The sequence below is a fragment of the Variovorax sp. OK212 genome (genome assembly GCF_900112425.1).
GTDB lineage: Bacteria > Pseudomonadota > Gammaproteobacteria > Burkholderiales > Burkholderiaceae_C > Variovorax.
Map to the genome: position 1 here is coordinate 124170 of NZ_FOLP01000013.1, position 12620 is coordinate 136789.

Consider the following 12620-nt stretch of genomic DNA (forward strand, 5'->3'; position numbering starts at 1 on the left):
AATGGGGCGCAAAAACGCACCCCTCCCCTACATGACCAACGAGAACGGAAAAAGGGTCATGCCGGGCGCTGAAATTCGCCCTTTCCCACGCCGCTTTCGCCCCTTTTTTGTCAGAACTTGTAGTTCAGCGTCGCCACCGCATTGCGCGGCGTGCCGAAGAAGGCCTGCCCGTCGATGTTGCTGTAGTACTTCTTGTTGAAGAGGTTCTCGATGTTCAGCTGCAGCGACAGCTTCGGCGAGAACGCGTAGCGCGCCATCAGGCTCACGACCGCGCGCGAGCCCTGCGTGTAGCGCAGGTCGACGTCGCCCACGCTGTATGGGTGGTACACGCGGTTTTGCCAGTTCACGCCGCCGCCGATGGTGAGCTGCTGCCAGCTGCCCTGCAGCCGGTAGGTGGTGAACAGCGTGGCCTGCGTGGTCGGCATGGCGGGGTTGATGCGATCGCCGTTGCCTTCGCGGCCCAGCGTGCGCGCAATGCCCGCGCTCATCTGCCAGCCCTCGGCCAGCTCGCCCGACACCTGCAGCTCGACGCCCTTGCTGGTCACGCCGCGCGCGCCGTAGTAGGCCCCTTCGGTGGAGTTGGGCACGAGCCTGGAGCCGTCGCGCTGCGCCACGTTCTCCTGTTCGGCGCGGAAGACGGCAATGGAGGTGTTGAGCTTGCCGTTCAGGTGCTCGCCCTTGATGCCGACCTCGTAGCTCTTGCCGGTCACGGGGTCGAGGTAGGCGCCGCTCGCGTCGCGGTAGTTCTGCGGCTGGAAGATGTCGGTGTAGCTCGCGTACAGGGAGTAGTTTTCGCTCAGGTCGTACACCAGCCCCGCGTAGGGCGTGAACACCTCGTGGCGGCGCGTGGTGCGGTCGTCGGCCGTGAGGCGGGTCGAGCGCCAGCTGTTCTGGCGGCCGCCCACGATGAGCTTGAGCGAGTCGGCCAGCGACAGCCGCGCGGCGCCGTAGTAGCCGGTCTGGCGCGTCTTGGTGATGCCCGAGACGTTCAGCGCGCCCCAGGTCGGCTCGGCGTAGGAACCATTCCATTCGTAGAAATTGCCGGTTGCGGGCAGCGCGCTGGTGCGCGCATGGTTGGCCTCCACGTAGCGCGACTGGCTGTTGGTGATGCCCACCACCAGCTCGTGCTTGCGGCCCAGCAGCTCGAAGGGCCCGGTCGCCTGCAGGTCGAGGCTGTTCTGGCGGAACTCGTGCTCGAAGTAGCCGGGCAGCGAGCCCAGCCCCGTGCCGGTCGGGCGGTCGAGGCCGCCGTAGAGGTACAGCAGCTTGGCGTTCTGCCTGCTCTCGCGGTGCGAGGCGTTGGCCTTGAGCTTCCAGCCGTTGTCGAAGCGGTGCGTGAGGTTCGCGAAGCCCGTGGTGCTGGTGGTGTCCCAGTGGGTCCACGGCGTGCCGATGGTCTTGGAGCTCTCCCAGTTCGTGGCGCCGCCGTCGCTGAAGGTCAGCGGCAGGCCGCCCCAGGTCGACGAGGTGGGCCGGTTGGCCTGCGAGTCGATGCCCACGCTCAGCGTGGTGTCGGGCGTGAGGTCGGCGTCGACCACGCCGTACAGCACGTGCTTGCGGCCGTGGTACATGTCGATGAACGAGTCGCGGTCTTCCGTCATGCCGATGACGCGCGCGCGCACGCGGCCGTCCGCAGTGACCGGCGTCGACAGGTCGACCGTGGCGCGGCGCAGGTTCCACGAACCCAGCGCCAGCGACGCGCTGCCGGCGAACACCTTGCTGTCGGCGTGCTTGCGCACCAGGTTCACCGAGGCCGACGGGTTGCCCGCGCCCGTGAGCAGCCCGGTGGAACCGCGCACGACCTCGATGCGGTCGTACAGCACCGGGTCGTTGGTGGAGGCACCGAAGAAGTCGGTGGTGACGGTGGTGGGCACGCCGTCGTACTGGTAGTTGTCGATGTAGAAGCCGCGCGCGTAGAGGTCGGTGCGGTCGCTGTCGGAGCTCACGGCGAACACGCCCGGAACGCTCTGCATGGCCTGGCCCAGCGACAGCAGGTTCTGGTCGTCGATCTGCTGGCGCGTGACCACCGTGACCGACTGCGGCGTGTCGCGCGGCGACAGCGCCAGCCCCGTGGCCGCGGCCGTGGCGCGCGTGGTGTACGCGCCGGTGCCTTCGGTGGTGCCGCTGCGGTCGGCCTCGGCCGTGACCGTGACGGCCGCGAGCGTGTCGACGCCCGCTGCGCCGGTGTTCGTCGCATCGCGGCGGACCAGCGTGTAGTTGCCGTCGGTGCGGGCCACCAGCTGCAGCCCGCTGCCGGCGAGCAGCCGGTCGATGGCTTCGCGCGCGGTGTAGCGGCCCGACACGGGGGGGCTGCTGCGGCCCTGCGTCAGCGCGGGGTCGAACGACAGCGCCATGCCGTTGGCGGTGGCGAAGGTGGCCAGCGTGCGGCCGAGCGGTCCGGCGGGAATGTCATAGGCGCGGGGCGCGGAAACAGCCACGTCGGCCACATCGGCCGCATCGGCAACATCGGCAGCGGAGGCGGACGCACCCGCACCGGCCAGCCCGCCGAAGGCGAGCACCAGCAAGGCATGGCGAATGGCAGTGTTCAGGCGGCGTTCGGCGTGCGGGCGCTGGACGCTGGGGCGGGGTGCGGACATGGAAACAGGCCTTTCGGTTGGGCAACGGTGAGTTCTTCACCTTCCTTGCCAGCCGAAACGAAAAAAAGTCTCACCCCTTGCCGGAAATATTTCTGCCGCCCGGCACCAGCGTGATCCAGTAGCCGCGCAGGCGGCTCACCGCGTCCACCGGGTAGGTCGACACCAGCATGCGCAGCACGCGGTCGGTGTCGTCGACCGGGAACGCGCCCGAGATGCGCAGGCCGGCAATGGCGCCGGCGCAGTGCAGCGCACCGGGCCGGTAGCGCGACAGCTCGGCCGCGAAGTCGGCCAGGCGCATGCCGTCGGCCAGCAGCATGCCTTGCGCCCAGGCCACGTCGGCTTCGTCGGCCCGCGTGAAGGCGCCGATGCCGCCGGCCGTGAAGCTCGCCTGCTGCCCCGCCGGCAGCACCCGCGATGCGGCCGAGCGCGGCGCGATGCGCACCGCGCCTTCGAGCACCGCGATGTGCGTGACATCGGTGCGGCCCTCCCCTGCGCGCACGCTGAAGCGGGTGCCCAGCGCCTCCATGACGCCGCTGCCGGTCGCGACGCGAAACGGCCGGTGCGTGGCCGCGGTGTCGGGCGCGGTGGTGACCAGGATCTCGCCGGCGCGCAGCACCACCAGGCGCTGCGCGGCGTCGAAGCGCACGTCGATCGCGCTCGCGGTGCCGAGCGTGAGGCGGGTGCCGTCGGCCAGGCGCAGCTCGCGGCGTTCGCCGGTGGCGGTGCGGTGGTCGGCGGTCCAGCCGCGCTCGCTGGCCTCTTGCCACCCTTGCCAGCCCAGCCAGCCGGCGGGCACGGCCGCGAGCAGCGCGGCCAGGCGGCCGACGGCGGCGCGGCGCCCCCCGTTGCGTACCGACGGCGCGGGCCGCGCGAGCGATGGCATCGCCAGCGCCGACGGCAGGCCGCCGAGCTTGTTCATCAGCAGCTCGGCGCGCGCCCACGCGCGGGCATGGTCGGGGTGGCTCTGGCGCCAGCGCTCGCAGGCGCGGCGGTTGTCGTCGGTCACGGCGCTGTCGCTCAGCCGCATGAGCCACTCGGCGGCCTCGTCGAGCACGCGAGGCGCGAGCGCGGCCGTCGGCGCGGTGCCGCCCATGGATGTCGTCGCACTCATTCCGCACTCATTCCACATTCACTCCATCAATGCCAGGCAGCCGCGAAAGCCCTGCTGCATGTAGCGCTTGACCGTGACCAGCGACACGCCGAGTTCACGCGCGATGTCCTCGTACTTCCAGCCCTCGATCTGCGACAGCAGGAACGCGCGCCGCGCGGGCGGCTTGAGCGCGTCGAGCATGGCGTCGATCTCGTGCAGCGTCTGCAGGATGACCAGGCGCTGCTCGGGCGACGGCGCCTCGGGCTCGGGCATGACGGCCAGCGCCTCGAGGTAGGCGCGCTCCAATGCCTGGCGCTGGTACCAGTTCACGAGGATGTTCTTGGCCACGCTCGTGAGGTAGGCGCGCGGCTGCGCAATGACCTCGGGGTTGCGCGCGGTGAGCAGCCGCGCGAAGGTGTCCTGCGCCAGGTCCGCCGCGTCGAACGAGTTGCCCAGCTTCTTGCGCAGCCAGCCCTGCAGCCAGCCGTGGTGGTCGCTGTAGAGGGTGTGGATGTGCGGATGGTGAAGAACGGAATCGGCGGCCATGGCGGACGTTGCGCGACGGCCATGCCGTCTTAAATAAGAATTGTTCTCATTTTAGAGGCATGGCGTCCGACCGCCGCGGCACGCCGGGCAAGGCCCATCCGAAGGTCATGCCGGCCGCCGCGATCAGGATCGCCGCCGCGCCCAGCAGTTGCAGCGCGCCCAGCCGCTGGCCGAAGGCGACGTAGTCGACGCCGATGGCCACCAGCGGATAGATGAACGACAGCGCGCCCGCCACCGGCGTCGAGAGCTTCTGCAGCGCGCCGTACAGCAGCACGAACACCAGCCCCGTGTAGACCACGCCCATGATCGCGTGCGTGACCCACGTGCCCGCGTCGGTGGGCAGCGGCCGCAGGTGCGCGAACGGCGCCAGCATGACGATGCCCACGCACACCTGGATCAGCGCGATGAGGTGCGGCGCAATGCCGTCGAGCTTTTTCGCGATGATCGCGGCCACCGCGTAGCAGAAGGCCGCGCCCAATGCCATCAGCACGCCTACGCCGTACGACGAGCCCCCGGCCGCGCCGCCGCCCTTGGCCTGCGCCACCAGCACCACGCCGGCGAAGGCGATGCACAGCCAGCCCACCTTCGTGGCCGTCATGCGTTCGGACAGCAGCAGCGCGCCCAGCACCACCAGCATGAAGGGCTGCGTGTTGTAGACCGCCGTGGCGATCGAGATCGAGGCGCGCGGAAAGGCCGCGAAGATCAGCAGCCAGTTGGTGACCAGCGCCACGCCGCCGAGCGCCGCGAGCGCGAGGCTGCGAAGCGGCAGCCCGCGCCTCAGCAGCCCGAGCGCGAGGCACACGATGAGCAGCGTGGCCGCGCCGAACACGCAGCGCCAGAACAGCAGGTCGACCAGCGGCTGGCCGAAGCGCACGGCAAACCAGCCGATGGTGCCGGAAATGGCCATGGCCGCGCTCATCTCCAGCGCGCCGCGAAACTGCTTCTGCATGGGGTCGGTGTTCGAAGGACGGGTAGCCCGCGAGGGTGCCACGGGAGTGCGGTGCCAGCAAGGCGCGAATCGCCGGACGCCCGCCGCTGTGGCGCGGCGTAAAAGACACGGTCCTATAGGATTCCATCCACCTCCCGCATCCGGGAAACGAAAGACCTTCCATGGCAGACCACCCGACCGCATCGACCGTATCGACCCGCACACTGAGCCTCGGCGCCCAGCGCATCGCCGTGCGCGAAAGCGCGGGCCAGGGCCCCGCCATCCTGCTGGTGCACGGCAACTCGTCGTCGTCTCGCGTATGGCAGCAGACGCTGGAAGGCGAGCTCGGGCGCAAGTACCGCATCGTCGCCGTCGACCTGCCGGGCCACGGCCAGTCGAGCGATGCGGGCGAAGCCGAACGCGCCGCAACCTACAGCATCCCCGGCTACGCCGATGCGATCCGCCAGGTGGTGGAGCAGCTGTCGCTGCACAAGGCCGTGGTCGTCGGCTGGAGCCTTGGCGGCCACGCCGCGCTGGAGGCCAGCGCGCACCTGCCGCAGGCCGCGGGCTTCATGATCTTCGGCACGCCGCCGCTGCCCTTCCCGCTGCCGGCCGAGCTCGACGGCGCGTTCCTCAAGCTCGGACTCGGCTTCGAGAAGGACTGGAACGAAGAACAGGCACGTGAATACGTGGCCGACTTCCTCGTGCCCGGCACGCACGGCCCCGCCTTCCTGATGGAAGACGCCGTGCGCACCGACGGCCATGCGCGCGCATCGCTGGGCGCGAGCATCGGCGGCGTGGGCTACCGCGACGAGCCCGGCATCGTCGCGGCCCTGACGCGCCCGCTGGCCATTCTTCATGGCGCCCAGGAACAGATCGTCGGCCTGCCCTACCTGCAGGCGATGGCGCCGTCGATGCCCACGCTGTGGCGCGGCGAGGTGCAGGTGGTCGACAACGCGGGGCATGCGCTGCAGTGGGAACAGCGCGCGGCGTTCGAGCTGCTGCTCGATGCCTTCGTGCAGGACTGCCAGCGATGAGAGGAACGGCGCCGGAGCCTCGGGGCCACAGGCGACCCTGATCGCCGTGGCGCTTTGTCGCCGTATCGCCGTATCGCTATATCGCCATATCGCTATATCGCGCTCACTCTTCGGCTGGCGGCTCGGCCACCCGGCTCGCATGGCGTGCGCCGGGCTCGGGGCCGGTCTCGGGCGCGTTGCCCGTCATCATCTGGCTCAGCAGGCCTGAAAGCACGTCGCGCTGCGACGCGTCGAACATGCGCAGCAGGTGCAGCTCGGCCGCCGCGTGGCGCGGCATCGCTTCGTCGGCCAGGCGGATGCCCTTGGCCGTGAGCTTGACCAGCACGCCGCGCCCGTCGTTCGGATCGATCGAGCGCTTGACCCAGCCTTCCTTCTCGAGCCGCTTCAGCAGGTTCGACAAACCGCCCGAAGTGAACAGCAGCGTGCTCTGCAGGCGCGAAGGCGAGAGCCGGTAGGGCGCCCCCGCCACGCGCAAGGTGGCGAGCACGGCGTACTCCTGGTACTTCATGCCGAACGGCTCCAGCACCTGGTTGAGCGTGCGCAGCACCACTTCCTCGAGCCGCAGCAGCCGGCCGACCACGGCCTTGCCGCTGCTGTCGATGTCGGGCCGCTCGCGTTTCCATTGCTGGATGCCGCGCTCGACCAGGTCGGCGCCCACCTCTGCCGGCGCGTCTTCGAGCGGCAACACGGACTCGGCAACGTCGCCGCGTTTCTTCGCATCGCCTTGGGGCGAACGCCGGTTCGATGCTTCTTTCTTGTGCGGCATGACGTGCTTTCCATCAAAGAGGAGGCCTTTGCGCCGCCATTGTGGTGCAGCGCCGCGGCGCGGGTTGGTCCCTATCTTAAATGCCTTGCATTTATCTTTTACGAAAGATAAAGTGAATTCCAACGCAGCCACCCGGCCCTTTGTTCCGGGTTTTCCCCACAGGAGCTCTTCATGAAAACCATGTTCTCGCGCTGTCTCGTTTCGGGCCTCGTTGCCGCGCTGCTGTCGGGCGCCGCGCAGGCCGAGGAGCTGGTGGTCGGCATCTTCGGCGGCTCCTTCGCCGAAGACTCCAAGACCTGCCACATCGCATCGTTCGAGAAGAAGACCGGGGCCAAGGTGGCGCTCAAGCTCGGCAGCTCCTCGCAGTTCGCGGCCTCGATCCGAGCGACCGGCGGCAAGTCGGACTTCGACGTGGTCTACATCGACAACTCGCTGGCCGCGCAGCTCAAGAACGAGAAGCTGCTCGAGACCATCGACAAGAGCAAGCTCACGCACACATCGGAGGTGTCGCCGCGCGCGCTCGACAAGGACGGCCAGTACGTCGTGTTCATGACCGGCGCCACCGTCATCGTCTACGACACCCGGCAGGTCAAGACGCCGCCCACCTCGTGGGCCGACCTCGCCAAGCCCGAGTACGACGGCAAGCTCGCCATCGGCGACATCAGCGGCACCTCGGGTTCGCAGTTCCTGATGGCGCTCAACCGCATGAAGGGCGGCACGCTCGCCAACATGGACGCGGGCTTCGCGGCCATCAAGCCGATCGCCAAGTCGTCCGTCACGCTGTACACGCAGGCCGACCAGATCGTCTCGCTGTTCGAACGCCAGGAGATCGCCGCGGCCGTGTGGTACCCCGACCGCGCCGGCTCCGCCATCGACAAGGGCCTGCCGCTGGCCATCGTCTATCCGAAGGAAGGCGCGGTGGGCATCCTGCCGGCGCTGGTGATCCCGAAGGGCGCGAAGTCACCGGCGCTCGCGCTCAAGTACATCGACGAGGTGCTGTCCAGGGAAGGCCAGACCTGCTTCGCCGAGCGCAAGTACGCCGGCCCCGTCAACACGCAGGTCAAGCTCAGCGACAAGGCCGCGAAGATCGTTCCCTACAAGGAGACCTTCGACAACCTCTGGCTGCCCGAGCCCGAAGCCGTCGCCAGGTCGCTGCCCGACTGGACCAAGCGCTGGCAGCGCGAAGTGGCCCGCTGACCCGGCGCCAGCCACCCGCCGCGCTCCACCCCCGCACCGCAACCTCCAGGACCGACGACATGCCGGCACTCACGCTCGACCGTCTCGAGAAACGCTACCCCGGCCCGTCCGGCCAGCCCGGTCATGTCGCCGCGCAGTCGGTCTCGCTGTCGGTGCACGACGGTGAATTCATCTCGCTGCTCGGCCCCTCGGGTTGCGGCAAGACCACCGTGCTGCGCATGGTGGCCGGCCTGATCGAGCCGACCAGCGGCCACATCTTCGTGGACGGCCGCGACGTGACGGCGCTGCCCACCAACAAGCGCAACATCGGCCTCGTGTTCCAGTCGTACGCGCTGTTCCCGCACATGAGCGTGTTCGAGAACGTCGCCTTCGGCCTGCGCCGCCAGGGCGTGCAGGGCAACGACCTGAAGCAGCGCGTCGACCAGGCGCTGGCCAGCGTGCGACTGTCCACGCTCGGCGAGCGCATGCCGCGCCAGCTCTCGGGCGGCCAGCAGCAGCGCGTGGCGGTGGCACGCTCCATCGCGCCGCGTCCCAGCATCCTGCTGTTCGACGAGCCGCTGTCCAACCTCGACGCCTCGCTGCGCGACGAGATGCAGATCGAGCTCAAGCGCCTGCAGCGCGAGGTCGGCATCACCACGCTGTTCGTCACGCACGACCAGGGCGAGGCCATGTCGATGTCCGACCGCGTGTGCGTGCTCGCGCACGGCGTGGTGCAGCAGTTCGACACGCCCGAAGCCATCTACCACCGCCCCGCCACCGGCTTCGTCGCAAGCTTCATCGGCCGGCCCAACCGCCTCGCGGGCCGCGTGGTGCGTTCGCCCGAAGGCGCGGCGGCGGTCCACCTGAACAACGGCCCCGTGCTGACCGCCACCGGCGCCGAAGGCATGGCGCACGGCGCGGCCGTCGACGTCGTGGTCCGCCAGGAAGACATCCGCTTCGCCGACGCAATGACGCCCCGCGCCGCCACGCTCGCGGGCCGCGTCGCCATGCGCTCCTTCGTCGGCTCGCGCGTGCAGTACCTGCTGGCCTTCGGCGGCACCGAGCTCATTGCCGAGGCCCTCACCAACGGCCCGCACGCAGGCCTCGAGGTCGATGCGCCGGTGCGCGTGACGGTCGAGCCGCAGCACATCTACGTGACCCCTTCCGCGCGGCAGGCAAGCGCATGACCCCGCGCAAGATGACCGGCGCGCTGCTGGCGTCGCCGCTGTTGCTGCTCCTGCTGCTGGCCTTCGCGGCGCCAGTGCTGCTGATGGTGCCGCTGAGCCTGCACCCCTACGAGCCCGGCACCGGCATCTCCGCCGACTGGACGCTCGCCAACTACACCAGCATCGTCACCGACGAGTACTACCGCGAGGTGGTGGTTCGCACGCTGGTGCTGGGCTTCGGCGTCACGGCCATCTGCCTGCTCATGGGCTACCCGCTGGCTTGCTACATCGCCAACGCGGGTCCGAAGATGCGGCTCACGCTCACCATGCTGGTCATCTTCCCGATGCTGCTGAACCTGGTCGTGCGCTCCTTCGGCTGGATCGCGCTGCTGGCCAACCGCGGCCTGGTGAACAACCTGCTGATGGACATCGGCCTGATCGAGCGGCCCATCAAGATGATGTTCAACCTGTTCGGCCTGCTGGTCGGCATGTCGCACATCTTCCTGCCGTTCATGGTGCTGATGCTGGTGCCGGCCATCCAGGCGATCTCCAAGGACGTGCAGGCCGCCGCGTACACGCTGGCCGCGAGCCGGCTGCGCGTGTTCTGGTCGATCACGCTGCCGATGAGCGCGCCGGGCATCCTGTCGGGCTCCATCCTGGTGTTCGTGCTGACCATCAGCGCGCTGGTCACGCCGCGCATGCTGGGCGGCCCCACCTACAAGGTGATGGCCACGCTGATCTACGACGACTTCCTGCAGACGCTCGACTGGCCCGCCGGTGCGGCCATGTCCTTCGCGCTCACCGCGCTCACGCTGCTGGTCATCGGGCTGTCGAGCCGCGTGCTCAAGCGCTGGGGAGGCAACGCATGAGCACCGACGGCAAGAAGACGCCGTTCCTCGCGGCCACGGCCATCGCGGTGGTGGTGTTCCTGCAGATTCCGGTGCTGGTGGTGGTGCTGGCGGCCTTCAGCAAGACGGCCTACCTCACGATCCCGCCGAAGGGCCTGACCTTGCACTGGTTCGAGGTGGTGCTGCGCGACCCCGAGTACCTGAGCGCCGCCTGGACCAGCCTGTGGCTCGCCGCCGCATCGACCGCCGCCGCGCTGGTGCTGGGCCTGATCGCGGCCTATGCGATCCATCGCCGCATGGTGCCCGGCGCGGGCGCGCTCACTTCGCTCTTCATGGCGCCGCTGATCCTGCCTTCGGTGGTGCTCGGCGTGGCGCTGCTGCAGTACTACACCATGACCGGCCTGCGCGGCAACTCGCTGGGCCTGTGGCTGGCGCACGTGGTCATCACCGTGCCCTACGTGGTGCGCGCCAGCCTGGGCAGCCTGTCGGCGGTCGACGAGTCGCTCGAAGACGCGGCGCGCGTGCTGGGCGCGGGCGGCTTCACGAGCTTTCGCCTGGTCACGCTGCCGCTGGTGAAGCCCGGCCTCGTGGCGGGCGGCCTCTTCGCCTTCATCACCTCGCTGGACAACGTGCCGGTGTCGGTGTTCCTGCTGTCGGCCAGCCAGACCACGCTGCCCGTGAAGATCTTCACCTCGGTCGAGCAGGGCGTGGACCCGAGCGTGGCCGCCGTCTCCACCTTGCTCATCGTGACCACCGGCGTCGTGCTGCTGCTGGCCGAGCGATGGACGGGCTTCCACAAGCACGTCTGATCCGCCGCGGGCCCCACCTCTTCGCTACCTCTTCGCCACCTCATTCGCCAAGGAGTTCTCTGATGCCGACCACGAGCAAAGGCTTCCCGCTCATGCTGACCTTCGACCTCGACGCGGAAACCATGTGGACCGGCCGCGACCCGGCCAACGCGCAGCGCCCCATTCTCATGTCGCAGGGCGCCTACGGCTGGAAGGTCGGCATGCCGCGCATCCTCGCGCTGCTGGCGCGCTACGGCATCAGCGCCACCTTCTTCATTCCCGGCGAAGTGGCCGACAAGCACCCGGACCTGGTGCGCGAGGTGGTAGACAAGGGCCACGAGGTGGCGCACCACAGCTACAGCCACCGCTGGATCGTCAACCTGAGCCCCGCCGAAGAGCGCGACGAGATGGACCGCGGCATGGAAGCGCTCACGCGCCTGGCCGGCACGCGGCCGCGTGGCTGGCGTTCGCCGGCGGCGGAGTTCAGCAGCATCACGCTCGACCTGCTCAAGGAATACGGCTTCGACTACTCGTCGAACTTCTTCGACGACGACTCGCCCTATCTGCTGGAGATCGGCGGCCAGCGCACCGACATCGTCGAGCTGCCGTTTCGCTGGGTGCTCGACGACGCGCCCTTCTTCCAGTACTCGATCACCCTGCCCGGGCGCACGCTGCAGGCGCCGTCGGCCGCGCTCGAGGCATGGACCAGCGAGTTCGACGTGCTCTACGCCGAAGACCGCATGATGATGGTCGGCATGCACCCGCAGATCATCGGCCAGCCCTCGCGGCTCAAGGTGCTCGAAGGGCTCATCGAACACGCGCTGGCCCACTCCAACGTGTGGATCGACCGCTGCGACCGCATCTCCGACGACATGCGCCCGCGCCTGAAGGCGGCCTCGGCCGTGGCGGCATGACCACCGCGCCTTCGACGGCCCTGCGCTTCGTGGTGAGCGGCGGCGCCAGCGGCATCGGCTTCGCGGTGGCGCGACTGGCGGTGGAGCGCGGCGCGCGCGTCGTGCTGCTCGACCGCGACGCGAAGCGGCTGCAGTACAGCGCGGGTGTGCTGGGCGACGCGGCGCTGCCGCTGGTGTGCGACGTCACCGACGCAGCGGCCGTGAAGGCCGCGGTGAACCACGCCGCCGAGTGGCTCGGCGGCCTCGACGCGCTGGTCAATTCGGCGGGCGTCGATTCGCTCAAGCCGCTCGAGCAAACCGACGACGCCGAATGGGCCCACACGCTGGCCGTCAACCTCACGGGGCCGATGCTGATGTGCCGCGCCGCCATGCCGCACCTGCGCGCGGCCGGCGGCGGCAGCATCGTCAACATCTCGTCGGGCGCGGGGCTGCGGCCGCTGCCCAACCGCACCGCGTACTGCGCCACCAAGGCGGCCGTGATCATGTTCGGCAAGGCGCTGTCGATCGAGGCGGCGGCAGACGGCATCCGTGTGAACGCGGTGTGCCCCGGCGCCATCGACACGCCGCTGTTTCGCACCAGTTATGAACACAGCGACGACCCGGAGCGCACGCTGGGCGAGATCCGCCAGCGCTACGCACTGGGCCGCGTCGCCGCGCCCGAAGAGGTGGCCGAGGCCGTGCTCTACCTGAGCGGCCCCGGTGCCAGCTACATCACCGGCACCGCGCTCGCCGTCGACGGCGGGCGCACCTTCCACTGAAGGACA

General features: G+C 69.3%; 12 protein-coding genes. 7 read left to right on the plus strand and 5 right to left on the minus strand.

Going from position 1 to position 12620, the window contains the following annotated elements; translation table 11 throughout:
• Window positions 1-110: 110 nt before the first annotated feature.
• The 4 genes from fhuE to BM004_RS28740 all read right to left on the minus strand — a co-directional run bounded on the left by fhuE (window position 111) and on the right by BM004_RS28740 (window position 5182).
• Window positions 111-2597, minus strand: coding sequence for a ferric-rhodotorulic acid/ferric-coprogen receptor FhuE (gene fhuE / locus BM004_RS28725; protein ID WP_093218598.1), 2487 nt, complete (start codon window positions 2595-2597; stop codon window positions 111-113).
• Window positions 2598-2667: 70 nt separating this feature from the next.
• Window positions 2668-3708, minus strand: a complete 1041-nt coding sequence (locus BM004_RS28730) for a FecR domain-containing protein (protein WP_218152740.1) — start codon at window positions 3706-3708, stop codon at window positions 2668-2670.
• A gap of 18 nt (window positions 3709-3726) precedes the next feature.
• Complete coding sequence (locus BM004_RS28735; RefSeq protein ID WP_093135907.1) at window positions 3727-4233, minus strand: sigma-70 family RNA polymerase sigma factor; 507 nt, start codon at window positions 4231-4233, stop codon at window positions 3727-3729.
• Window positions 4234-4279: 46 nt separating this feature from the next.
• Window positions 4280-5182: a DMT family transporter gene (locus BM004_RS28740; protein ID WP_093218600.1), complete on the minus strand. Its 903-nt coding sequence runs from the start codon at window positions 5180-5182 to the stop codon at window positions 4280-4282.
• A 161-nt stretch (window positions 5183-5343) separates the two neighbouring features.
• Between BM004_RS28740 and BM004_RS28745 the strand changes: the two genes are divergently transcribed.
• A complete protein-coding gene (locus tag BM004_RS28745) occupies window positions 5344-6198 on the plus strand; it encodes an alpha/beta fold hydrolase (protein ID WP_093218601.1) in 855 nt (284 codons plus the stop codon).
• Between the two features lie 103 nt (window positions 6199-6301).
• Here the strand turns inward: BM004_RS28745 and BM004_RS28750 are convergent, their stop codons facing one another.
• Window positions 6302-6964, minus strand: a complete 663-nt coding sequence (locus BM004_RS28750; protein WP_093135899.1) for a MarR family winged helix-turn-helix transcriptional regulator — start codon at window positions 6962-6964, stop codon at window positions 6302-6304.
• A 171-nt stretch (window positions 6965-7135) separates the two neighbouring features.
• Here BM004_RS28750 and BM004_RS28755 point away from each other — a divergent pair, with 171 nt between their 5' ends.
• The 6 genes from BM004_RS28755 to BM004_RS28780 all read left to right on the plus strand — a co-directional run bounded on the left by BM004_RS28755 (window position 7136) and on the right by BM004_RS28780 (window position 12614).
• On the plus strand, window positions 7136-8161 hold the full coding sequence (locus tag BM004_RS28755) for an ABC transporter substrate-binding protein (RefSeq protein ID WP_093218602.1): 1026 nt from the start codon (window positions 7136-7138) through the stop codon (window positions 8159-8161).
• 59 nt (window positions 8162-8220) lie between these two features.
• Window positions 8221-9327: an ABC transporter ATP-binding protein gene (locus BM004_RS28760; protein WP_093218603.1), complete on the plus strand. Its 1107-nt coding sequence runs from the start codon at window positions 8221-8223 to the stop codon at window positions 9325-9327.
• Complete coding sequence (locus tag BM004_RS28765; RefSeq protein ID WP_093218604.1) at window positions 9324-10175, plus strand: ABC transporter permease; 852 nt, start codon at window positions 9324-9326, stop codon at window positions 10173-10175. The genes BM004_RS28760 and BM004_RS28765 overlap by 4 nt, the downstream gene beginning before the upstream one ends.
• Window positions 10172-10963, plus strand: coding sequence for an ABC transporter permease (locus tag BM004_RS28770; protein ID WP_093135890.1), 792 nt, complete (start codon window positions 10172-10174; stop codon window positions 10961-10963). Before BM004_RS28765 ends, BM004_RS28770 begins: the two co-directional genes overlap by 4 nt.
• Window positions 10964-11025: 62 nt before the next feature.
• Window positions 11026-11856: a polysaccharide deacetylase family protein gene (locus BM004_RS28775; protein ID WP_093218605.1), complete on the plus strand. Its 831-nt coding sequence runs from the start codon at window positions 11026-11028 to the stop codon at window positions 11854-11856.
• Entirely contained in the window at window positions 11853-12614 is a 762-nt protein-coding gene (locus tag BM004_RS28780) for an SDR family NAD(P)-dependent oxidoreductase (RefSeq protein ID WP_093218606.1), read from the plus strand. The genes BM004_RS28775 and BM004_RS28780 overlap by 4 nt, the downstream gene beginning before the upstream one ends.
• Window positions 12615-12620 lie beyond the last annotated feature (6 nt).

Bases quoted from the DNA above. Each gene is read 5' to 3' on its own strand.
- fhuE (WP_093218598.1), bottom strand. From the start codon at position 2,597: ATGTCCGCACCCCGCCCCAGCGTCCAGCGCCCGCACGCCGAACGCCGC.
- BM004_RS28730 (WP_218152740.1), bottom strand. From the start codon at position 3,708: ATGAGTGCGACGACATCCATGGGCGGCACCGCGCCGACGGCCGCGCTC.
- BM004_RS28735 (WP_093135907.1), bottom strand. From the start codon at position 4,233: ATGGCCGCCGATTCCGTTCTTCACCATCCGCACATCCACACCCTCTAC.
- BM004_RS28740 (WP_093218600.1), bottom strand. From the start codon at position 5,182: ATGCAGAAGCAGTTTCGCGGCGCGCTGGAGATGAGCGCGGCCATGGCC.
- BM004_RS28745 (WP_093218601.1), top strand. From the start codon at position 5,344: ATGGCAGACCACCCGACCGCATCGACCGTATCGACCCGCACACTGAGC.
- BM004_RS28750 (WP_093135899.1), bottom strand. From the start codon at position 6,964: ATGCCGCACAAGAAAGAAGCATCGAACCGGCGTTCGCCCCAAGGCGAT.
- BM004_RS28755 (WP_093218602.1), top strand. From the start codon at position 7,136: ATGAAAACCATGTTCTCGCGCTGTCTCGTTTCGGGCCTCGTTGCCGCG.
- BM004_RS28760 (WP_093218603.1), top strand. From the start codon at position 8,221: ATGCCGGCACTCACGCTCGACCGTCTCGAGAAACGCTACCCCGGCCCG.
- BM004_RS28765 (WP_093218604.1), top strand. From the start codon at position 9,324: ATGACCCCGCGCAAGATGACCGGCGCGCTGCTGGCGTCGCCGCTGTTG.
- BM004_RS28770 (WP_093135890.1), top strand. From the start codon at position 10,172: ATGAGCACCGACGGCAAGAAGACGCCGTTCCTCGCGGCCACGGCCATC.
- BM004_RS28775 (WP_093218605.1), top strand. From the start codon at position 11,026: ATGCCGACCACGAGCAAAGGCTTCCCGCTCATGCTGACCTTCGACCTC.
- BM004_RS28780 (WP_093218606.1), top strand. From the start codon at position 11,853: ATGACCACCGCGCCTTCGACGGCCCTGCGCTTCGTGGTGAGCGGCGGC.